This window comes from Methanobacterium sp., from assembly GCA_039666455.1.
In the GTDB taxonomy this organism is placed as follows: domain Archaea; phylum Methanobacteriota; class Methanobacteria; order Methanobacteriales; family Methanobacteriaceae; genus Methanobacterium_D.
Map to the genome: position 1 here is coordinate 67619 of JAVSLW010000024.1, position 22271 is coordinate 89889.

Genomic DNA, 22271 nt, shown 5'->3' on the forward strand with positions numbered 1-22271 from the left:
TCGATCGAAAGTATTATAAGTTATTCCCTCTAATTTATACGTAATGGAGGTGATTTTATCAATCAAAAGTTAATAGCAGGTATTATTATTGTTGTAGTATTACTAGGCGGAACCTTGATCTATGCCTTAGGTATAGGTAGTATAAATTCAAACAGTGAAGGCATAGTTTCCATAACTGATATGGCAGGTAGAACAGTTCAGGTTCCAGCCCAGGTAAACAAAGTTGTGGGAACAGGATGTTCCGGTAGAGAAATAGTGTATTTAAATGCCAGTGATAAGATGGTTGGAATAGAACAGATAGAATCTAATTCAACAGGAGGATGGGGAAATCAATTACCGTACATGATTGCACATCCTGAACTGATGAGCCTTCCTATTGTTGGTAATGCAAAGACATCTACAGTAAATTATGAAAAAATAGCAGAACTTAAGCCAGATGTTGTATTTGCAGGAACTGCAGAACAGGCAGAGGATATACAATCTAAAACAGATATTCCAACGGTTGTTGTATATGTAGGGGCTGTTGGAACACCCCAACAGATGGATACTTACGAAAAATCTTTAAAAATGATGGGTGACGTGCTAAATAAGGAAAACAGGGCAGAAGAACTAGTTAACTACATCAACTCCTGCGAAGAAGACCTTGCAAATAGGGCAAAAAGCGTTTCAAATAGCAGAAAATCAAAAGTGTACGTTGGTGGGCAAGCTTACCGGGGAGTGCATGGCATCACATCCACTAATCCGCATTATCCTCCTTTTGTAATGTTAAATGCATCAAATGTTGCCAGCGGAATTAATGATACAAATGCTACTTTACATGCTATTCAGATAGATAAAGAGCAGTTGATAAATTGGAATCCTGACATGATCTTCGTCGAAGGTGGAAGTATACCTATGATAGAGAATGACACTAAAAATCCAGAGTATCAAAACATTAACGCCATAAAGAGTGGTAATGTCTATGGTGTATTGGCTTACTGTATGTACAGTTACAATAAGGATGAAATGTTTGCCAATGCTTATTACATTGGAAAAGTTCTCTATCCAGAGCAGTTTAAGGATGTGAATCCAGAGGAAAAAGCTAATGAGATATTCATAGAGTTCAATGGCGGATCTGGTGGATCAGTTTACAAGACATTGAAAGCGCAGTATGGTGGATTTAAACAGCTAAATCTTTAATTTATCTTTTTATTTCTTTTTAAAATGAAGGTGATAAAATGAATGTTACAGATCGTCCAGCGATATCAGTAGAAGGACTGCAAAACATTGTTCAAAACGCTGTCAATGGTTTGAAGATATTTAATCTCCTGAAAACTTCAATAGAAATGGGAATTTTTGATTTTTTAAACAAAGAAACAACATGCAAACAACTTTCTGAAAGACTCGAAATTGAACCAGTGTTAACTCATTATCTCTTAGAAATACTTGTGGAATTAGGGTTGGTAGAAAAAATAGGGGAATCTTATAAAAATACGCCCCTTTCAGAAATATATTTAAACTCTGAATCTGAATATAAACGGGTTAACTGTATACTGTCTATGGAAGAACCAGCTAATCTATGGCATAATTTAAACAATACTCTAAAAGGTAAAATAGCAAGAAAAGATGAAACTTTTTTCCCATTCATTATACAAGTCCTTGCTGAAGATTGTTTATCTGGTGAATTACAGGATACATCTGAATTAGTAGCAAATTATGATGAATTTAAACATTCAAAGACTTTGCTTGATCTGGGAGGGGGCCATGGAATGTATTCAATTGCTTTTAGTCAGATTAATCCAGATCTGCACTGTTATGTCTTTGACCTGCCGGATGTTGTAAAAGAAACTCAAAAATATATTGAGAGGTACAATTCTAACGTTCAGACCATCCCTGGAAACTTTTACACCGATGATTTTGGAGGTAGCTACGACATAATTTTTTCATCGTACAATCCAGGAGGTAAAAACCCTGAAATTGCCAGAAAGGTTTATAATTCTTTGAATTTGAATGGGTTATTTATAAACAAACAATACTTCCCTGAAAATGGTTCTAACTCTTTAGGAGATCTTTTAGATAACATGGAATGGAACTTCACCAAATTTGAAAAATCTAACAAAGCAAGTAAAAGATTCACATTTAAAGAAGATTTATCATTCGGAGAATATTTGGAATTTTTAGAGAACCTTGGATTTTCAGTGCTGGATGTGCACACCATAAATCATTTTAACACGTCTTTTGGAACCATATCCGAGGATAAAATGATAATAGCCAAAAAAGTGAGATAATTGAGCTTTAAAGATAAAACAGTAACAAGTTATAAATCTTATGTAAGAAATAAAGTATATATTGGAATTTTTTTAGTTCTGGCTTTGATTATAGCAGTAATTTGCTCGATTAAAGTGGGTGCTGCAAATTTATCCGTCTATGATATAATTAATGCTTTAATTAACGGGCAGGCAGATGGAGCTTTGATTATCTGGAATATCCGTATTCCAAGAATTCTCGCTGCTATAATAGCAGGATGCTGTATGGGTATTGAAGGATGTATAATGCAGAATGTTCTTAGAAATCCATTAGCAAGCCCTTTTACAATGGGAATTACACAAGGAGCGGCTTTTGGAGCTGCATTTGCCATTATAGTTTTAGGTGCTGGAACCTTGCACAGTACACAGGCTGATGCTGTCATTGTAAATAACCCATATCTCACGGTTTTTGCAGCATTTTTAGGAGCAATAATTGGAGTTAGTATAATCCTTTTAATAGCCAGGGCTCGAGGCATAACACCCGAAGCGATGATACTTGCAGGGGTGGCTATGAGTTCCCTGTTCATTGCAGGAATGCAGTTTTTACAGTATTTTGCATCAGATACACAGGTTGCAGCCACAGTATTTTGGACCTTTGGAGATGTTGGAAGGGCAATGTGGAACGACGTCTGGATCATGTTTGTACTCCTGATACCCGCTTTGATATATTTCATGTATCATGCATGGGATTATAATAGTCTTGAAAGCGGTGAAGAAACTGCAAAGGGATTAGGAGTCAATACAGATAGAATAAGGCTGCATGGGATGCTGATTTCTTCATTTACAGCAGCAGTGACTGTAGCATTTCTTGGAGTTATTGGTTTTGTGGGATTGATAGCTCCACATATCATGAGAAGAATTATCGGAAATGATCACAGGTTTTTAATCCCAACAGCAGCTATTCTCGGTGCTTTAATACTGTTAGTGTCTGATACAGTTGCAAGGGCGGTACTATCTCCAATTATATTACCAGTAGGTATTATAACTTCATTTTTAGGGGCGCCACTGTTCTTTTATATAATAATAAAAATGAGGCGGTAAAATGATTCTTTCGGTGGATAAAGTTGAATTTTCTTATGGGAACGTGACAGTACTCAAAGATGTAAACTTTAAGGTTAAAAAGGGCGATCTTGTTTCAATATTGGGAGTTAATGGTTCAGGCAAGTCCACTTTAATGAAATGTATAAACAGAATCCTGAAATTTAACAGAGGAATGATCATTGTCGAGGATAAAGACATAAAGGAAATGAAAGAAATTGAAATTGCAAGAAAAATGGGTTACGTACCTCAAAAATCAGAAGCAGGATTTTTCACGGTTTTTGATGCGGTTCTCCTTGGTAGAAAGCCTTACATAAAGTGGGATGTTTCTAAGAGAGATATAGAACTAACAGAAAAAATATTGAAGCTTATGAATCTTGAAGAGTACGCATTACGATACATAAACGAGTTAAGTGGTGGAGAACTTCAAAAAGTGGTTATAGCAAGGGCATTAGTTCAAGAACCCCAAATTTTACTTTTAGATGAACCTACAAGCGGTCTTGACTTGAAAAATCAGCTGGAAGTAATGAAAATTATAAGGGAAGTATCAAGTACGCAGAATATTGCTTCAATTGTTGTAATGCATGATATAAATCTCGCCCTTAGATATTCTGACAAATTTATAATATTAAAGGATGGCCAGGTATTTACTACGGGTGGAAGAGAAGTTATAACATCGGATATTATAATGGAAACCTATGGTGTTGATGTGCATGTTAAAAACTTTGGGGGAGTTCCACTGGTTATCCCTAAGTCTCAATGAGCTAACTATTATTTATTCAGCATGAATTTAATCAGTCGAGCATTCCACATCTTTGCATGCCAACTGGCGAAATATTTGCTATTGTCAATATTACAATAAATTTATAATAAATAAAGTTAAAGCATAATAATAGTAAACCTTTGTTTTGATAAAAATTTGAATGGGCCTGTAGTCTAGTCAGGATATGACGTGGGACTTCGGATCCCAAGGTCGGGGGTTCAAATCCCTCCAGGTCCGTTTTCTTTTGTTTTTGATCAACCTTTTTTTAAAAGGTTGGTTTGAATCCCTCCAGGTCCGCATTAAACTCTGCAAAAACCATTTTAAGTGTATTAACTTTCATTTTTAGGTTCTTCTTTAGGAATTTTATCCTCAACCATCCAGTCTTCCTGAGCATCGATGGCTTCCTTAAAGTTACGCGGTAAAAGCGCCTTGTAAAGTGGATTATTAAACAACATGTTCACGTTCCCGTCAAGGATGTAAGTAGCGCAAAAATCGTCTTCTGCACGCATTCCACGCCCATAAGCTTGAATAAGAGTCATAATTGTTTTATAAGCGTACCATTTAGGATCCTGTTTTCTCCTGCTATTTATCTGCTTATCTCCAAGGTAAGGGAAGGGTATTTTGTAAATTACCTGAAACTGGCACTTTTCGTAGGGCAGATCCACGCCTTCACTCATCGAAGGACTTACCAGGACCATAGGTTTGTTTGTATTTTCAAACTGCATTAATTTCATTTCTCTGTTTAGGGGAGTATGGCCCATAAGACGTGGGTTGTCCAAATGGCCCATTATATATTTCTGGCACTTATAATTGTGGGTGTGAATCAGTCCTTTTTCTCTTTTATGATGTTCTATGATTTTTTTAAGGATTGGAATAGTTTTAGGTGCCGTAAATTTTATAGAACGCTTGGACATGTTTCCCACAGGTTTTATATAAACAGGACGTCTTGATGGGGGAAAATTGCTCCTTACTTTAATGGAATAAGCTTCATTATAATCAATTCCAAGCCATTTACAGAATAATCTATGGTCCAGGATTGTTGCACTCATAAGAAGGCATATATCTGCGTGTTTAAACAACATGTTCTTTGCATAGGAATTGACCTTCAAAGGCTTAAAAGAAACCCTTCCTTGAGCTGGATCCACAACCCAGTTTTCAGGATTATCTTCCAGGTTATTCAATAGTTCGCCTAATCTGAATCTGGTGCTTAATATTCTATCTGCCTTATTTTTAGGCAGATTTTTGGTGTTGATCTCTTTATAGGCATTGTAGAGGATTTCTATAAAAATAATCCATTCTTCAGGGTCTTCATAACTGAGCATCTGGGGCGGTATTGTTTTTTTAATGTCCTTTTCCAGTCTTTCGTTAAGTAAATTAACCTCCATTCGACTCATGAGCTTATTTTCGATGTTATGAGCTTCATCAAGTACCATGAAAGTTCTCTTTGAGAAATGCCGAACATAGTTAAGTTCAAGAAGCGCATAGTCATAATTCATCAGAGTTATATCACTGTTAATGGCATCAGCTTTCTGTTCCCAGTAGTTGCATTTATCAAGTGATTTGAAGTAATAGGGAAAACCTCCGCTATCTTCGAATGCAAAATGGGTTTGGTCAGTTTCCTTTTTTGATATTCCATGTTCACAGGAGAATTTACGTGATTGTGGTGTTGTCTGACATACTCCTGTATCGCAGCTTGCCTCTAAATTTGCAGATTTGCATGAAAAATTTCCCCTGCCTTTTACCAGATTATAGTAGAATTCACGGGCATACTGTGATTGGAGCTGTTTGGTCATTGTAAGGATATATGCAGGCTCGTAAATCCTTGCCAGGGTAGTTGCTATGGCTGATTTTCCAGTTCCGGTTCCTGCTTCAAGTACGATGTATTTAAATCCCTCATCTATTGCATTTTTAATTTTTGATATTATCTGGAGCTGTCCTTCCCTTGGCTCTTTAAAGGGAAAGTTTTCAATTACAGAAGATTCTATGTGAGGATTTTCTTCTTTAAGCTTTTTAATGAGTTTTTTAGATATTCCTGTAGCTCTTTTACCATTTTTTTTATCATCCCTTGAGCAGATACATCGTTGTTTTATCATTTTACATTCGCTGCAAAAAAAGCTGTCATCCATAATCATTTATATTTGGATAATGCTATAAATAGATAAACCTGAAGAAAATTTTGTTAATTATGTTGTTATTACTAATTCACTTAATTTAAAGTATCAAAAATAAATATTAAGCTTAATTGGGGTTAAATTTATGAAAAAAGGCAAATTTATAGGTGTTGGCGTTGGTCCAGGAGAGCCTGATCTTTTAACAGTTAAAGCTGTTAAGACATTGCATGATGTGGATGTTATATGCGCGCCAAGATCAAAGGAATCAAAGCCGAGTTTAGCATTATCTATTGTACAGACTGTATTGGATGATCGAAAAGATGATTATGAAACATTAGAACCACTTTTTCCAATGATTGAGGATGAAATATCCCTTCAAAAGTATTGGGATGATGCTGCAGCTCTTATAGCGACGAAATTAGATGCTGGACTGGATGTAGCTTTCATAACCTTGGGGGATCCAACAGTTTACAGTACATTTTCTTATGTTTTTAAAAGAATTAAAGGTCTTGAATATGAAACATTGATAATTCCAGGGGTCACGTCTTTTACTGGATGTGCTGCAAGTGCTAATATTCCTTTAGCTGAAAAAGACGAGATTATTGTAGTAGTTCCCAAAGTAGATGAAAGATTATCCAAGATTTTAGAACATGGAGATACCTTTGTTATAATGAAGACGTCGAGGCATTCAGATTTACTAAAAGACGCTGTTAATAAGGATGAAAGGGAGAAAGAAGTAGTATCGGTTCAAAACTGCAGTATGAAAGATGAAGCTGTTTTTAATGGGTTTGCAGGTAATAAAAAGTATCTTTCAACTACAATAGTGAAATTCAAAGCCAAAAAATGATATAGATTAAATAAAGGGACTTTAAATGCATTTATCTCAAAAAAAACTGGAGGATGCGCCAGACAGCATGAAAGTCCCAATAACTTATCTTTTCATGCTATTTTTCAGGGGTTTTCTCTTTTATAACAAAACAGCAGTATTTATCGCCCTTGGCATAGCACTTAACTTCTTCAGCGTGCATGTCATGGCCAAAATACCTGGAAAAAATAGCTTCCAAAACTCCGGAATCAAATGCACAGGCAGACCTTCCAATTTTTGGGAGGTCTTCACATTCAAAACAATCATAAGCATTTATAATCAGAGGCTTGCGACTTTTAACTTCAACTCGTCCTAATTTATTACCTTCCCAGAACTCTGCAATGTTTTGAATGAATTTATCAATATCATGTGCTTCTAACTCTTTATAAACAGTTTCCCCTACTTTTATACCTGCTTGATGTAATAGTGGGTCTATATTGATGCCTTCTTTTAAGAGGGCAACTCTGATTGTCCTGAACATGAGTCTGAAAAATTCAAATGGATCCCTGTAGTCAGAGATTCCTGAAAAATATTTTTCTGCACCGGTCTCCAGCTCTTTTAAAGGAGATATATCTCCTAAGTATCGTGATTTGATATAGAATATTTTTCTTCGACGATCTTCTGGATCCTGTCTGTAATCGATTATTTTGTGGTCTACCAGGGATTGGAGGTGTTCTGAAACGGTGGATTTGGATCTGCCGGTGTGTTCCACGATGCGATCAAAACTCATTTCATTTTCCCCAAGTAGAGTTAATATTTGAGTCTTCATAGGGCTTTTTATTACACTCACGCCTTCTGGTGTGGAGAAAAGTTTTGCACTGACTTTCTTTTTTGAAATTTTTCCTTTATCCATTAATAATCACAGTAATAGTTATGATTTTCATCTTATATAATTAGTTCGGGTATATCAATACGTTCGGAAAAAACCAAACAGAAAAATTTATATAGAATTAGTTCGGATATAACCATACATTGGGAAAAACCAAACAAAGTTTAGGAGGATTAGCATGAAAGCCTTTTGGAAAAAATCAACAAACCCCAATACGGAGGGGAGTGATATGAAAGCAGAATCTGTAAAAATAAAGGATGGAGTATACTGGGTAGGAGTTTTAGACTGGGATATTAGAACTTACCATGGTTATACTCTTAACGGGACAAGTTACAATGCTTACATGGTTTTTGGAGACGATAAAGTAGCTTTAATTGACAACTCATATCCTGGAACATTTCCTGAGATGATGGCAAGAATAGAAGACGCTTTAAAGAAAGAAGGAAAGGATAAAATCGATGTAATTGTGCAAAACCACGTGGAAAAGGACCACAGCGGACTTTTACCAGAATTACATAAGAAATATCCAGAAGCACCAATATACTGCACAGAAATTGCCGTAGGAGGACTGAAAAAACACTTTCCAGCTATTTCAGGTGCTGAATTTATAACAGTGGGCACAGGAGACACTCTGGATTTAGGAGGGAAAACCCTCGCTTTCCTGGAAGCATTTTTACTGCACTGGCCTGACAGTATGTTTACGCTTTACGCTGAAGAAGGTATACTGTTTCCTAACGATGCATTTGGACAACATTTATGCTTCCCACAGCGATATGACCATGAAATACCAGAATATGTACTGATGGACGGTGCTAAGAAGTTCTATGCAAACCTGGTGACCCCTTTATCTAAACTGGTACTTAAAAAATTCCAGGAAGTCACTGACTTGGGCCTTCTGGAACAGATCAAGATGATAGCACCATCTCATGGCCAGATCTGGACAGACCCCATGAAAATCATAGGTGCCTACAGTGACTGGGCCACAGGAAACTGCAAGGATAAAGTAACTATAGTTTATGACACCATGCACTATTCAACCCAGAAAATGGCTCATGCACTTGCAGAGGGAGTTATAAGTGAAGGAGTAGATGTTGCAATGTACTACCTCCACGTGGATGAAAGAAGCGAAATCGTTAAGGACATCTTAGAAAGTAAAGCCATAGCTCTTGGAGCACCCACAATCTATGACGAACCATTTCCAAGTGTGGGAGACCTTATATACTACCTTAGAGGACTTAAATTCAATAGAACAGGTAGAGAACGTCTTGCAGTGACTTTTGGATCTATGGGTGGTGAAGGTGGAACTCCAAAAAACCTTGCAGAAGATTTAAAGACCTGCGGATTTAATGTGAAGGAGCAATATGAAGTTTACTATGTTCCTGATGCAGATGAACTGGAAAAGTGCTTCCAGACAGGTAAAAGACTGGCCCAGGAGATTAAAACCCTTTAACATTGGTTTAAAAAAGTTTTGGTGAGGAAATATGGAAATAATAAATGAACACGAAATTGGAGTTTGTAAGGAAACAGATTTAGAAAAAGTAGTACAGGCCAATTTCAACGGGGAATGTCAGGAAGTGGGAATGTATCTGGCCATGGCCAGACTGGCACAAAGAGATGGGCTTCCAGAAGTAGCTGAAGTTTTAAAAACAATTGCCTTAGAAGAAGCAGAACATGCATCCCATTTTGCAGAAATGAATGGTGTAATTAAACCTTCACTTAAAGAAAACCTGGAGATGATGCTTAAAGGAGAAATCATGGCCAATAATGAGAAAAAGGCTGCGGCTAAAGAAGCTAAAGAATGTGGCATAGATATTGCACATGATTTTTTTGATGAGAGTTCCAGGGACGAAGGCCGCCACGCTAAAATGTTACAGGGGATTTTGGAGAGATACTTTTAAGTCTACCGCTGCTTAACACCTCTCCTGCTTTCATTTCTTTTATTCATTTTTTTCAATTACAAAACAGCAGTATTTATCACCCATGGCATAACATTTTGTCTCTTCCACCTCTCTTTTATCTTCAAAATAAGCGGAAAAAAGCGCCTTTAAAATCCCTGCATCAAATGCACAGGCGGGCTTTCCAAGATAGGGTAAATGTCTGCATTCGTAACATTCTGAAACTTTAATTACAAGCGGATCAATGCTTTGAACTTCTACACCGCCCAAATAATGAGTCTTCCAGAATTGAGCGATATTTTGCAGAAATTTATTCATATCTGGATCATATACTCTTTTATAAAGTGTTTTACCAACATTTATGCCTGCTTCATGAAGTATAGGGTCAATATTCATTCCTTGTTTTATTAAACCTACTCTTATTGTTTTAAACATTAATCTGAAAAATTCAAAAGGGTCGCCATCGCTCATAACGTAGCCAGACACGTAATCTTCTATCCTGTCCCCTGATTTTTTCTCCTTTGATAAATCTCCCAAATACTCAGAATTAATAAAAAAAATCTTCTTCCGGGCATCGTTAGGGTCTGGTTTAGAATCTATAATTCCCTCATTTACAAGCTTTTTGAGATGAACAGATACTGTAGATTTAGCTTTCCCTGATAATTCCACTATCTGGTCAAAGTTCAGTTCTCCTTCTTTGAGCATTGATAATATTTTAGATTTTACAGGACTATCCACAGTTCGAACGCCATTTGATGTTGCAAAAAGTTTTATTTGTGCGTTATCATTATTATTATTATTATTATTATTATTATTATTATTTAGATCATCCATTAGAATAATTCTCTCCTGTATTTAATTTTAAAGCCTTTACTCCTGCTTAACCTGAGTATGTTATGACTCTCAGTTAAAAATATGGTCACCGTAACTTATATATACTACTGTTTGCATAGAATAGAACATTCGTAAGTATACGAACATAAGAGAATGGAGGAATGGTATGAAACTATTTGGTAGAAAAAATTCTGAATCATCAGGAAGTGGATGTGCAGCACCTGTAAAAGAAAAATTAGACATGTTCTGTTACCAGTGCTCACAAACAGCAATGGGAACAGGTTGTACTGTAAGAGGGGTTTGTGGAAAAGAAGCAACTGTTGCAAGACTTCAGGATAACCTTTTATTTGCAATTAAAGGAATCTCAGCCTACCTGTATCATGCAAGGGAATTAGGATACACAGATTCTGAAATTGACGGATTCATGGAACGCGGATTTTACTCCACACTTACAAACGTGAACCAGGACGCAGGCGAATTCGTTAAACTGGCAGTTGAAGCTGGTGAAATGAATATAAAAACCATGCAGCTTCTAAAGAAAGCCCATATAGAAACCTACGGCGAGCCAGAACCAACAACTGTAGAAACAGGAACTAAAAAAGGGCATGGAATTGTTGCAACCGGACACAGCCTTAAAGCACTTGAAGAACTACTTAAACAGACAGAAGGAACAGGAATCAATGTTTACACTCATTCAGAGCTTCTTCCGGCCCACGGATACCCTGAATTTAAAAAATACGACCACCTTGTGGGTCAGCTTGGAGGGCCATGGTTTGATCAAAGAACAACGTTTTCAAAGTACCCTGTTGCAATTCTTGGAACATCAAACTGTGTATTAATACCTAAAGAAGATTACAGGGAGAGGATGTTCACATCAGGAGTAGCCCAGTTACCAGGCGTGCAGCACATAGAAGATTACGATTTCACACCTTTAATTGAAAAGGCAAAATCATTACCAGAACTTGAAGAAGAGGCAGGAGACAAAGTATTTACAACAGGATTTGGAGCTTCAACAATTCTTTCACTTGCACCAAAGATAAAAGAACTCGTAGAATCTGGAAAAATCAGAAGATTCTTTGTTGTTGGTGGATGCGACTCACCATTACCTAAAGCCAGCTATTACAGGGAATTTGTGCAGAATTTACCTGAAGATACAGTTGTATTAACTCTGGCGTGCGGTAAATACCGATTCAACGACTTAGTACTTGGAGATATCGAAGGGATCCCTCGTTTAATTGATTTAGGGCAGTGTAACGATGCAATAGTTGGTGTTGACATCGTGGCAGCTTTATCTGAACTTTTCGGCCTTGAAATTAACGACCTTCCTCTCTCATTCGTTTTAAGCTGGATGGAACAGAAAGCTGCAGCCATACTCTGGAGCCTCCTTGCACTTGGAATAAAGGGAATCTATCTTGGTCCAATTGTCCCTGCATGGGTAAACGAGGACATTTTAAATGTTCTCATTGAAAACTATGATATAAAAACAATTGGAGACCCAAAAGAGGATATTAAGACAATTCTGGGATAATTCCCATCTTTTTTTTATTTTTCAAACATTCAATTCTGTTTTCAAGTTTCATGGCATAATAACAAACTTTATATATAATTAGTTCGGATATAACCATACATTCGGATAAAACCAAACAATTTATAGAATGCATAAATTTATGACAATATCGAGGCAATAACATGTATAAATGTGATATTTGCAGCTATATTTATGATAGCGAGGTTGGAGACCCTGAAAACGGAATTGCAGCAGGAGTAGATTTAAAGGACCTTCCAGAAAGCTGGATTTGTCCTTTATGTGGTATTGGAACAGAACATTTCCATCCTCTGGAAGATAAGGCGTTAATTCCACAAAGAGAAGCTCCATTAAGCCTGATGATGATGGCCCTTACCCGCAGTCTATGGCAGATATGTGGGAGAGGATCATGTGCTGTAACCCGTGAAATAGGCCGTTTATTCATCAGACAATTAAAAAATAGTGACAAACTTAAAAATGAAGAAGAAGCCTTAAAATCAGTGAAAGAATACTTCATTGATTCCAATAAATTTGCTCTGGACATGGAATACATCATTAAAGAACAGGAAGTAGAAGTTGAAATTAAAAATTGCGGGTTTTTTGGGCTATGCAGTCAGTTAGAGGACCAAAACGTTTTGATTTCCACATGTCCCTATTCAAATACCATTGCTGCAGCCATGGAAGAGGTTACAGGATATAGACACAGAATCAGTAAAGAACAAAAAGGGTATGGTCATAAAATCTTTTTAAAAAGAGTTTCGAAGATTAAAGCCTGATAAAGGTTAAACTTCACACTCCTTATCATCATTTAATTCTTTTAATTTATCGCAGGCATCTTCAGCAGCCAGAATAATAGGATCTATAACCATGGAAACTGGTGGGGCATATGAAAATTCCATTGAAGCCAGTTCAAAGCAGGTAATACCTTTTGCTATTGCAAGCGACATTGTGTCCACCCTTTCAGCCACTCTTTCTTCTGCAATTATCTGACAGCCTATAATTCGGCCTTTAAGATCAGAGGTTATTTTTACATCAATTCTTTTTGCTCCCGGGTAATAACGTGCCTTGGTGAGCGCTTTACTTTTTCCAGAAATCACTTCAATGCCGTTTTGGAGTGCGAAAGTCCTTGTAACACCAACTGCACCAAATTCAAGGTCTCCAATTTTTGAAACCATTGAATTTAAAACAGGTTTAAACTCTGCCTCAATGCCTGCAATGTTTTTTGCCGCAATTTTACCCTGCCTTACAGCAGTAGTTCCAAGTAGAGATAGAGAACTATGCCCTGTTATTGCATCATGCACCTCTACACAGTCTCCCACAGCGTATATGTTGGGTACTGATGTCTGCATCTTTTCATTCACAATTATCCCCCATCTTCCAAGCTTACAGCCTGCCATTTTGGCAAGTTTAGTTTGAGGCTTTACTCCTGTGGCCATTATAACCATATCTGTATATAGAGTTTCATCTCCAAAAACAGCGCCTTCCACATATTCCAGGCCCAGTATCTTTTCAATGGGATTTCCAAGGAGGACTTTAATGCCCTTTTTTTCAAGATATTTTTGAACAATCTCTGCCATATCTGGATCCAGGGATCTTGGAACTATTTGGGGCAACATTTCAGTCACAGTAACATCAAGGCCCATTTTTTTAAGTCCATAAGCAGTTTCAAGACCAATTAACCCTGCTCCAACAACGACTGCGTTTTTACTTTTTTCAGCATATTTTTTGATTTTAAAGCCGTCTTCAAGGTTTCTAATCTTGAAAACACCTTTTAAATCACTTCCTTTTACAGGAGGAATGAAAGAAGTTGCACCAGTAGCTATTATCAGATAATCATATGATAACTGGCGCGCAGCACTACAATCATCATTCAATTTTTGATATTTTATTTTATTTTCGCTACTTAACACTTCAAATACTTCTGCTTCTGTTATAATGTTAATATTCCTTTCCAGGTAATCTTCTGGCTGGTGCATTATAATATCATCGAAACATTCAACTTCCCCGCATAAAACGTAGGGGATTGCGCATGGAGAGTATGCAACATACCGGTCCATTGTTATTACAGTTATTTTCGCACTTTTATCATATTTCCTTATGTTTGAAGCAGCGGTTAGCCCTCCAGCTCCGCCTCCTATTATGACCACGTTCATCTATTTTTTTCTCCTTCTAAAACTTGTCTCTTTCTGTAATCTATGTGAGTTAATAAATATTTATGTAGTGCTGAATATTTTGTGATAGATCCGATGGGTATATATAGAACTTTCAACAACATCAATATATCGATATATTTAGATATATAGAACTAATGAATTTTTAAAGGTGTGTATTGTGCTTGAAAATAAAAAATATGTGGACAGATCAGTCAGGGATAACAGCTATGGATGTGAGGATATAGAAAGTGGAGGATGTGGTTGTGGCTGCGATGAATATCCGGATACATCACTTTTAGATAATCCAGATAGGCCAGAATTTATGGCATCTTCAAATTTTATTGAAGAATTTGAAAGATATGCTCATTCACTTGGTATTAAAAGCATAGGATACACACGTCTTACTCCAGAATTAATGATTAAGGATAAATTTATTCAGTATACTAATGCAATTGTACTGACCATGGAAATGGATGAAAAAATCCTCAAAACAGCTCCAGGTACAGAAGCGCAGAGATTAAATGATTTGTTTTATAAAAAATTTGGAGATATAACCTGCAGGCTTTCAGATTACCTTCGCCAGAATGGATTTGCAACTGAAGTTGCTCACCCTCTTGAAGGGATTGTTAACTTCTCTCTGCTTGCTCAATATGCAGGCTTAGGATTTATAGGAAAAAGTGGCCTTCTAATAACTCCAGAGCTTGGCCCCAGACTGAAAATTTCAGCCATATTTAGCAGTATAGCAAATTTACCTGTGTATGATAGAGAGAATAATGAACATTCATGGATAGTGGAATACTGTGATAAATGCGGTAAATGTGCTAAAAAATGCCCTGAAAAGGCATTGATACAGATAGAATGTTGCGGTGGGGATAAAGAGATTGAATTCATGCAAGAACTATGTATAGGATGCAGCCAGGGCTGTACTTACTGTATAAAAGGATGTCCATTTGATCAAAAAGGATATGGCACAATCAAAAATAGATTTGACAAAATGAAGGCTAAGTTAATGAATAAAGGTTACAGGTGATTAGGTGAAAACATGTGAAATTATAGATGAAGGAAAACTGCATGATGGCCAGATTAAAAGATTAAATGAAATTATAGCTAAAATTCCAGATGAGGAAGGATTACAAAAAAAATCAGAACGATTTAAAGCAATTTCTGATCCTACAAGGCTTAAAATACTGTATTTACTTCAAGACGGTGAACTATGTGTTTGTGAAATACTTACAGTGCTTGAAAAACCTCAATCAACAATATCTCATCATTTGAATGTTTTAAAAAATGCAGGATTTATAAAAGGACGAAAAGAAGGGGTCTGGATACATTATAAGCTTGTTAATCCAAAAGTCGTTGATTTAATTGAGTATTTAGCAAAATAATTTAAAATTAAGTAATGGGAGGACTTAAAATGGAAGATAAAATAGCAGTTTCACCATGCACTGGAATGAGTCCTTATGGATTAGTTGCGCGAGCTGCATGTACAGATGCTGTTAATGAAAATGAAAATACAATATCAATTTGTATAACTGCTACATCTGCGGATAAAGAAGGATTCAGAAACTTAATAAAAAAATATCCAGTAATTGCAGTAAATGGATGCGAAAGTAAGTGTGTTGATAAAATACTCGGTCAAAAAGGCGTTAAAACTGCTAAAACATTGAATATAATGGAATTACTAAATGAAGCGGATCTAAAACCTTCTGATGTTGCAAGATTAAGCGAAGAAGATGAAAAATGTGTTGAAACCGTAAAAAATAAAATTAAAGAACTATTAAAGTAATTAACTGGTGATTATATGACAAATAATTCCAAAAAAAGTGTTTTATTCATATGTACGCATAATTCTGCCCGTTCACAGATGGCTGAGGGAATATTCAGCCATTTGTATGGTGAAAAATATGATGTTTACAGTGCAGGTATTGATCCGCAGGGAGTTCATCCCATGGCTGTTCAGGTCATGGATGAAATAGGGATTGATATCTCCAATTACAGATCAAAAAGTTTGAAAGAGTTTGAAAATATGAAATTTGACTATGTGGTAACTGTTTGCGAAAAAGCAGCTAAAACATGTCCTATTTTTTTGGGGGGTGTTAACTACTTTAAAAAATCTTTTGAGGATCCTTCTGCGTTAGAAGGAACTGAAGAGGAAAGAATTAAATTTTTCAGGAAAATAAGGGATGAAATTAAGGACTGGATAGAGAATTCATTTATAGTTGATATCAAGAGCCAGTAATTTCAGGAGTTTATAATGTTAAAAGTGGTGATAGCAACAGATGGCCCTTATGGAGAACGGGCTTATGAATACATAAGCAAGGAATTCGATACGGAATTTATACAGCTTGAACAACCTGCTTCCATGTTTGCAGACAAAATTGAAATTCCAGAAGATGCCTTAAAACAACTGGAAAGTGCAGATTTACTGATAACTTATACCACTCACCCTGATCTTACTCTGGATTTAGTTGAAATACTTCACGATAAGGTAGGATGGATAATAGTGGCTGCCTGGAGAGGTGAAGGACTTAAAAATCAGCTTGAAAGATTTGGAAATGTCACCTGCCCTGAAAACATGTGTGACCTTGAGGAAAATGGAAACCCGGTATTTGATGAATTTGTATCTAAATTTGGACGACCCATTGTTAAAATAAACTGTCAGGGAGATAAAATTGTGGATATAGAAGTTTTAAGGTCATCTCCCTGTGGGTCCACGTTTTTTGTAGCTGATGAGATGATTGGTCAGGATTTAGAGGATTTACCTATTAAAGCAGGTCTTAGATTACAGCATTATCCATGCAGGGCTCCAAAGATGAGATTATTTGCTGATGAACATAAAAAAGAAATGGCTGCAAATTTACATAAAGAAGCTTTTGAAAAGGCAATAAAAGAGAAAAAGGGTTAATTTACAGTTTCTTAAAAACAGAGTTTAATTTATTTAAAAGGGATAAACATGACAAAAACAGTTACTGATGAAGTTACAGGACAAATATGTGATGCAACACAGCTCAGTTTTCTTGATAAGTATTTAACACTATGGATAGATGTTAGCATAGCTCAAAGCGTCTTTATATACAGACCTAAAAAATAAAAAAAATTTATAAGAGTCCCTTTTCGCTATTAATAAACTCTAAAATTCTCACTTAAATAAATTCGATGTTCAACCCAACGGTAGATCCAGTAACCAGTATACCAAATAACACGGCGATGCTTACGGCTAAACTTCCTATGAGGTTCAACAGATACCCAATACCACTTTTCATAAGTCCAGTAAGTTATATAAGTGATCATCCTCTTAAGTTTTAATTTTTTTCCTCTAATACTCTCCATAATTTCACTGGTCAGGATTTGGCTGGTTTCTGGATTGGCTACGGTTGATTGTCCTTTAATGCTCTCCATTTCTTCGCTTGCTAAAGTTTGGTTTTCTGCCTGTACAGTACTTGTATTTGTATTGTTGGCCTGTTCTGCTGTTTGATTAACTTGCATGTTAGGATCGCTTATCACTAACACGTTCCCGGTGAAAATTGCACTGAACTCTTTTCTGCTCAGTACAATGTTTCCCTTGCTTGGATCTGCAAGGTAAATGCTTTCACTGGTTACATCCCGCACAACACTGTAATGGCCTTCGCCATCCTTAATCACATGAACTATCATGTTGGGTTTAAGATCATCTACTGATAATCTCATTCCCACTGCACTTAAACCTTTAGCATGTACAGCCCGTACCAGGCCGTACATGCTTGTTCCGCTTTCATCTGTGCCGGCGAGGACCTTGAGTTCCCCTTCTGTTGTGTTTATACCAATGTTTTGCAAGACTGTTGCAAGCGCAGCTGGCCCGCAACTGTAATCTGTACTCTGCATCACAATTCCACTTGTATCTATTTGTGGAACTGTAACATTGACAGTATAGTTATCTAAACTGTCATTTAAATCCAGAAATTGTACATCCACGCTTTCTGTGGGATCATAGGTTTGTGTATCTACACCTGTAGCCTCTGCTGGTGCAGGATCATCGCTCATTGTAGTATTTGTACCTGACACATTCGCAGTCAACGTTTCATTATCTATTCCTGTTGTTTCTCCACTTTCAACTGCTTCTACTAATTCAGATGCGGCTGTAACATCTGCACCTTTTCCTTTAGTTGCCATTGCATCGGCAGTTATTTCTCCATATTCTGAGGCAACCGCCGGCGTTGTCCCTATAATAAGGACCGCAAGCAGAACTGCTACCACGTTTTTCATTCTATCACTCTCCTTATAGTTTTCACATACATTTTTCCTTGAAAGTTAGGTATACCTAATCTTTCATGGTATATATATTTTTTCCTAGAGTGGGTCTGTAAAGTTATTGGGTGTTGAAAAATCGAAGATTTTTCACAGTGAAAATCAGAGATTTTCACATGTTAAACGGTAGTGTCTCTGCGCGTCTAATTTGATCCATTACTCATTATAAGAGTAATAGCTTGAATAAGAGATATCTATGTTTTCTATCAGGTTGGAATCGTTCTAAAAACATGGGAATGAAATTTGGAAAGCCCTATTCGGAAGATTATGGCCTCTTACCAAACCTGTCGAAAAATTCCACTCCAGATCTCATCATGTCAGGATAACCGCCGAAACCGCCGGAAGGCTCAACATCGACCTTATATTCCTACCACGTACTCACCAGACTATTAATCCTATTGAACCCATCTGGAAAACAATAAAAAGAGAAATTATCACCAATATTCATTAAAACACAAGAACAGATACAACATTTAAGAGAATCACACTTTAAACTGCTCAAAATCAATAATGTACACCAAAAACTGGATAAAAAAATATATTATCAAAAGTTAAGTCGGTTACTATAACTATAATTATCTAAAGCGACAGTAATATACCACGTCCAACACCATAAACTATATTGACTACTAAAATTGCAAGTAGAACCCATGAAACACTTGATACTATTATATTAACATTTTTTTCTGAAATTTTTAAACTTAAAATTTTCCTAATGCCTGATGCTATTTCTCTGGCTTTTTCATCTTTCAGCCTCAATTTATGGTGTAAAAATAGTTTAAATCTTGTTGTTATGGAATTAACTCTGTTTTCAGACATTCTAGCACTTAAAAGTTCTTCAAAGATTAATCCGCCGTCTAAAGGTTTCATTGGAAGTAAATTAATGGTTCCAATTGCAAGATTCAATAGACCTACCCATGATAATAACGTGTTAAAGAAAAATAACGTCCATGGAATTACATCTCCATAAATATCTGAAATATTTTTATTCACCACTAAATGATCAGCAGGCCTAAATCCAGCATAAGCCAAAGTTGGATTATTGGGATTAGCTTCTGTTTTAACTGTAAAAGTTCCTTGATTTGTTTTAAAGGTTAATATATCGTTAATTTTTATTTTATTTCGAAATGCAGTGTAATCTGTTAAATTTTTTATTTCCTGCCCATTTATACTGTAAATAACCATTCCTTCTTTTAAAACACCATCAGATGGGCCTGTTGGAACTACACTTGAAACAATAATCCCATCGGAATGAAAAGCAGTTGGAATAAAAAAGCTACTTAAGGCATAAACAATTACGATACAAATACCTGCGAAAGTTATGTTAAATACGGACCCTGCAGCATAAATCCGAAGCTTTGAAAGTCTTTTTGCCTTTTTAATTTCTTCTTCATCAGGTTCCACGAATGCGCCAGGTAAAACTGCAAGTAGAAGCAGTCCTATGGATTTTATACTGATGCCCTCAGCTCTTGCAAGAATTCCATGTGCAAACTCATGAACAACGATAACTGTTACAAGTCCAATTAATCCATAGCTTAATGGTAAAAATAATGGATTTCCAGGATAATCAACCCCCGGTAAGATTGGAACTACATGGGGAGATTGAAAGATCATTGTTGAAGCCATTATAATTGCATAAAGGGTATATGCCATGAAAAATACTGCTATAGGAATCCCCATGTTCATAGCGTATTTCCAGAATCGAGGACTTATTTGAGCAATGGAATTGATAAAACCTCTTAATCGCTGTGTTTTCCTCATTAAAAGAGGTCCATTAATCTCTATTTTCAACTCATCCTTAAATAAAGTGGCTAAAACCCATATAACAATAAATGCAATAGCGTAGAACCATAAAGCGTCCATTTGATCACCTTTTATATCCTGCAGGTAGTTTTTATAATAATATTCACTGAAGTCTTAGTTATGAACTTAATAGCTTATATCTTTAATGAATCGTAAAGTAAAACATCACATTCTTCGCCTTCGCCAATACCTTCCACATTTTCCTCTATTAAAATATAAGAATCAGATTCAACCATTGACCTTATAACTCCTGATCCTTTAATTTTAAGTGGAGATACAGAATTTCCATCTATTTTTGCCCTTATGTATTCTGTTCTTCCAAGTGATGAAGCAATTTTTCGTGATGATCTCTTTTTAATAATAGGAAGTTTTCTATGAATATTCTGCATTTTAAGGAGTGCATCACGCACAAAAACATCAAACTGGATCATTGAAGCTACAGGGTAACCAGAAAGCATGAATATAGGAGTTTCATTAATAACACCAAATCCAAAAGGTTTACCGGGTTTAATAGCCGCACCATGGATTAATACTTCACCCATTTCATTAACCACATCAATTACAACGTCTCCTTTGCTTATTGCAGTACCTCCTGTGGTTATTATAGCATCACATGATTTTAAGAACCTTTCAATTTGCTCCTCTACCTTTCGAGCATCATCAACACAATGTGTAACATCGGGAGTTGCAAGTGTGCTTTCCACAAGCGCTTTTAAAGTATAATAATTTGAATTTATTGTTTCAGCTTCATTAAGTTTAGATTTAGGCATTACAAGCTCATTTCCTGTGGTTATCACGCCAATTTTGGGCTTTTTAAACACATTTATTTCACTGTATCCTGCAGATGTTATTATCCCAATATCTTGAGGTCTTAAAAGTTTTCCAGTTTTTAAAAGCATGTCTCTTTGTTTAAAATCCTCTCCACGGGGGGAAACATTTTCGCCAGGCGTTAGGGCTGTTGAAACTTCTAAATTATTATCCTGCTCGTAGGTATATTCTTCCATTACAACGCTATCAGCACCTTGAGGAATAGGGGCTCCTGTTGCAATTTTAACAGCTTCTCCATTTTTAAGGGTTACCTGTGATTTTTCTCCAGCACCTATCCTATCAACAATCTTTAGATGCGCTGGATTTGAATCTGAAAATCCAAAGGTATCTTCTGCTTTTACTGCATATCCATCCATAGCTGATCTGTCAAAGGATGGAGAATCAAAAAGTGCTTCAACGTCTTCTGCAAGCACTCTGTTGTATGCATCTTCAAGAGAAATTTTCTGGATATCACTTTTAACTTCTATGGTGTTTATGATACTTAATGCATCTTTAACTGGTATTAATTTTGATAAAAACATTTTCAGCCTACTTCCAATTTATATCTGATAATAAAAAGGATTTATGAATAATATTTAAAAGTTGTTGTACTATATGTGATCTTATATGCTTATATTTTTAGAGATCTTAATTCATTTAAGCTATACTTTTTCAAGGTACGATAAAAATCTGCCGTTAATATGAAAAATAAGTGATTTTATATCATTTTTAATAAAAACGGTATTAAAGATTTAATATCATAAATAGGCCTGTATATTTGTTATTTTTAGATTTAATAGCTTTAAACATGATATTTGTACGAATAGACGCAGTGGCTAAAACCATACCTGATTTGACCATATAATTTAAGAGTATAATAGCATCTATTAGCGACATTTTTTTGAAATAAGGTTTAATTTGAGCTAATTTAGTAAAAATACAAACTGAACGTGCTGGTCTGTAATTCGACATTTCAATACACTTTAATAAAGTCTTAAATCAAAAAAATGACCCTATGAACGCTTTTTTTAGAGAAAAAAATCAAAACATTTATATATTATGTTGTGTGATTTATGTTT

At 36.0% G+C, this 22271-nt stretch carries 23 protein-coding genes and 1 tRNA gene; 16 read left to right on the forward strand and 8 right to left on the reverse strand.

Annotation, left to right across the window (positions count from 1 at the left end; translation table 11 throughout):
- The first annotated feature begins 114 nt into the window (after nt 1-114).
- The 5 genes from PQ963_06655 to PQ963_06675 all read left to right on the forward strand — a co-directional run bounded on the left by PQ963_06655 (nt 115) and on the right by PQ963_06675 (nt 4323).
- Nucleotides 115-1179: an ABC transporter substrate-binding protein gene (locus PQ963_06655; GenBank protein ID MEN4029343.1), complete on the forward strand. Its 1065-nt coding sequence runs from the start codon at nt 115-117 to the stop codon at nt 1177-1179.
- Between the two features lie 38 nt (nt 1180-1217).
- Nucleotides 1218-2267: a class I SAM-dependent methyltransferase gene (locus PQ963_06660; GenBank protein MEN4029344.1), complete on the forward strand. Its 1050-nt coding sequence runs from the start codon at nt 1218-1220 to the stop codon at nt 2265-2267.
- Entirely contained in the window at nt 2268-3326 is a 1059-nt protein-coding gene (locus tag PQ963_06665; protein ID MEN4029345.1) for an iron ABC transporter permease, read from the forward strand.
- A 1-nt stretch (nt 3327) separates the two neighbouring features.
- Nucleotides 3328-4086: an ABC transporter ATP-binding protein gene (locus PQ963_06670; protein ID MEN4029346.1), complete on the forward strand. Its 759-nt coding sequence runs from the start codon at nt 3328-3330 to the stop codon at nt 4084-4086.
- 162 nt (nt 4087-4248) lie between these two features.
- Nucleotides 4249-4323 (forward strand) — tRNA-Arg (locus PQ963_06675).
- 92 nt (nt 4324-4415) lie between these two features.
- On the opposite strand, the gene PQ963_06680 is transcribed toward PQ963_06675, so the two are convergent.
- Complete coding sequence (locus tag PQ963_06680; protein ID MEN4029347.1) at nt 4416-6212, reverse strand: ATP-dependent DNA helicase; 1797 nt, start codon at nt 6210-6212, stop codon at nt 4416-4418.
- A gap of 130 nt (nt 6213-6342) precedes the next feature.
- Between PQ963_06680 and cobI the strand changes: the two genes are divergently transcribed.
- On the forward strand, nt 6343-7044 hold the full coding sequence (gene cobI, locus PQ963_06685) for a precorrin-2 C(20)-methyltransferase (GenBank protein ID MEN4029348.1): 702 nt from the start codon (nt 6343-6345) through the stop codon (nt 7042-7044).
- Between the two features lie 97 nt (nt 7045-7141).
- Here cobI and PQ963_06690 read toward each other — a convergent pair whose 3' ends face one another.
- Nucleotides 7142-7915 carry a V4R domain-containing protein gene (locus PQ963_06690; GenBank protein ID MEN4029349.1) on the reverse strand — a complete coding sequence of 258 codons (774 nt, stop codon included), beginning with the start codon at nt 7913-7915 and terminating at the stop codon, nt 7142-7144.
- A 205-nt stretch (nt 7916-8120) separates the two neighbouring features.
- Between PQ963_06690 and PQ963_06695 the strand changes: the two genes are divergently transcribed.
- Nucleotides 8121-9341 carry an FprA family A-type flavoprotein gene (locus tag PQ963_06695; GenBank protein MEN4029350.1) on the forward strand — a complete coding sequence of 407 codons (1221 nt, stop codon included), beginning with the start codon at nt 8121-8123 and terminating at the stop codon, nt 9339-9341.
- A 31-nt stretch (nt 9342-9372) separates the two neighbouring features.
- Nucleotides 9373-9789, forward strand: coding sequence for a ferritin family protein (locus PQ963_06700; protein MEN4029351.1), 417 nt, complete (start codon nt 9373-9375; stop codon nt 9787-9789).
- Nucleotides 9790-9828: 39 nt separating this feature from the next.
- Here PQ963_06700 and PQ963_06705 read toward each other — a convergent pair whose 3' ends face one another.
- The gene (locus PQ963_06705) at nt 9829-10620 is read right to left on the reverse strand and encodes a V4R domain-containing protein (protein MEN4029352.1); all 792 of its coding nucleotides are present in this window, start codon (nt 10618-10620) and stop codon (nt 9829-9831) included.
- Between the two features lie 241 nt (nt 10621-10861).
- Between PQ963_06705 and hcp the strand changes: the two genes are divergently transcribed.
- Together hcp and PQ963_06715 are read left to right on the forward strand one after the other, a co-directional pair.
- Nucleotides 10862-12148, forward strand: coding sequence for a hydroxylamine reductase (gene hcp / locus PQ963_06710; GenBank protein MEN4029353.1), 1287 nt, complete (start codon nt 10862-10864; stop codon nt 12146-12148).
- Between the two features lie 161 nt (nt 12149-12309).
- Nucleotides 12310-12921 (forward strand): rubredoxin, encoded by a 612-nt coding sequence (locus PQ963_06715; GenBank protein MEN4029354.1) that lies wholly within the window; start codon nt 12310-12312, stop codon nt 12919-12921.
- Nucleotides 12922-12927: 6 nt separating this feature from the next.
- Here PQ963_06715 and PQ963_06720 read toward each other — a convergent pair whose 3' ends face one another.
- Nucleotides 12928-14298, reverse strand: coding sequence for an FAD-dependent oxidoreductase (locus PQ963_06720; GenBank protein ID MEN4029355.1), 1371 nt, complete (start codon nt 14296-14298; stop codon nt 12928-12930).
- Between the two features lie 178 nt (nt 14299-14476).
- On the opposite strand from PQ963_06720, the gene PQ963_06725 reads away from it, so the two are divergent.
- From PQ963_06725 to PQ963_06750, 6 genes are read left to right on the forward strand one after another with little or no spacing between them, the layout of a single operon-like run.
- Entirely contained in the window at nt 14477-15328 is an 852-nt protein-coding gene (locus PQ963_06725) for a 4Fe-4S binding protein (GenBank protein ID MEN4029356.1), read from the forward strand.
- 4 nt (nt 15329-15332) lie between these two features.
- Complete coding sequence (locus PQ963_06730) at nt 15333-15683, forward strand: metalloregulator ArsR/SmtB family transcription factor (protein MEN4029357.1); 351 nt, start codon at nt 15333-15335, stop codon at nt 15681-15683.
- A gap of 29 nt (nt 15684-15712) precedes the next feature.
- Complete coding sequence (locus PQ963_06735; protein ID MEN4029358.1) at nt 15713-16084, forward strand: putative zinc-binding protein; 372 nt, start codon at nt 15713-15715, stop codon at nt 16082-16084.
- Between the two features lie 15 nt (nt 16085-16099).
- Nucleotides 16100-16537, forward strand: coding sequence for an arsenate reductase ArsC (locus tag PQ963_06740; GenBank protein MEN4029359.1), 438 nt, complete (start codon nt 16100-16102; stop codon nt 16535-16537).
- A 15-nt stretch (nt 16538-16552) separates the two neighbouring features.
- A complete protein-coding gene (locus PQ963_06745; protein MEN4029360.1) occupies nt 16553-17203 on the forward strand; it encodes a DUF166 domain-containing protein in 651 nt (216 codons plus the stop codon).
- Nucleotides 17204-17251: 48 nt separating this feature from the next.
- Nucleotides 17252-17389 (forward strand): hypothetical protein, encoded by a 138-nt coding sequence (locus PQ963_06750; protein MEN4029361.1) that lies wholly within the window; start codon nt 17252-17254, stop codon nt 17387-17389.
- Nucleotides 17390-17418: 29 nt separating this feature from the next.
- On the opposite strand, the gene PQ963_06755 is transcribed toward PQ963_06750, so the two are convergent.
- The 4 genes from PQ963_06755 to PQ963_06770 all read right to left on the reverse strand — a co-directional run bounded on the left by PQ963_06755 (nt 17419) and on the right by PQ963_06770 (nt 22164).
- Entirely contained in the window at nt 17419-18540 is a 1122-nt protein-coding gene (locus PQ963_06755; GenBank protein ID MEN4029362.1) for a cysteine peptidase family C39 domain-containing protein, read from the reverse strand.
- Nucleotides 18541-19161: 621 nt separating this feature from the next.
- Nucleotides 19162-20445 carry a site-2 protease family protein gene (locus PQ963_06760; protein ID MEN4029363.1) on the reverse strand — a complete coding sequence of 428 codons (1284 nt, stop codon included), beginning with the start codon at nt 20443-20445 and terminating at the stop codon, nt 19162-19164.
- A 74-nt stretch (nt 20446-20519) separates the two neighbouring features.
- A complete protein-coding gene (locus PQ963_06765) occupies nt 20520-21734 on the reverse strand; it encodes a molybdopterin molybdotransferase MoeA (GenBank protein ID MEN4029364.1) in 1215 nt (404 codons plus the stop codon).
- Between the two features lie 202 nt (nt 21735-21936).
- Complete coding sequence (locus PQ963_06770; protein ID MEN4029365.1) at nt 21937-22164, reverse strand: hypothetical protein; 228 nt, start codon at nt 22162-22164, stop codon at nt 21937-21939.
- Nucleotides 22165-22271 lie beyond the last annotated feature (107 nt).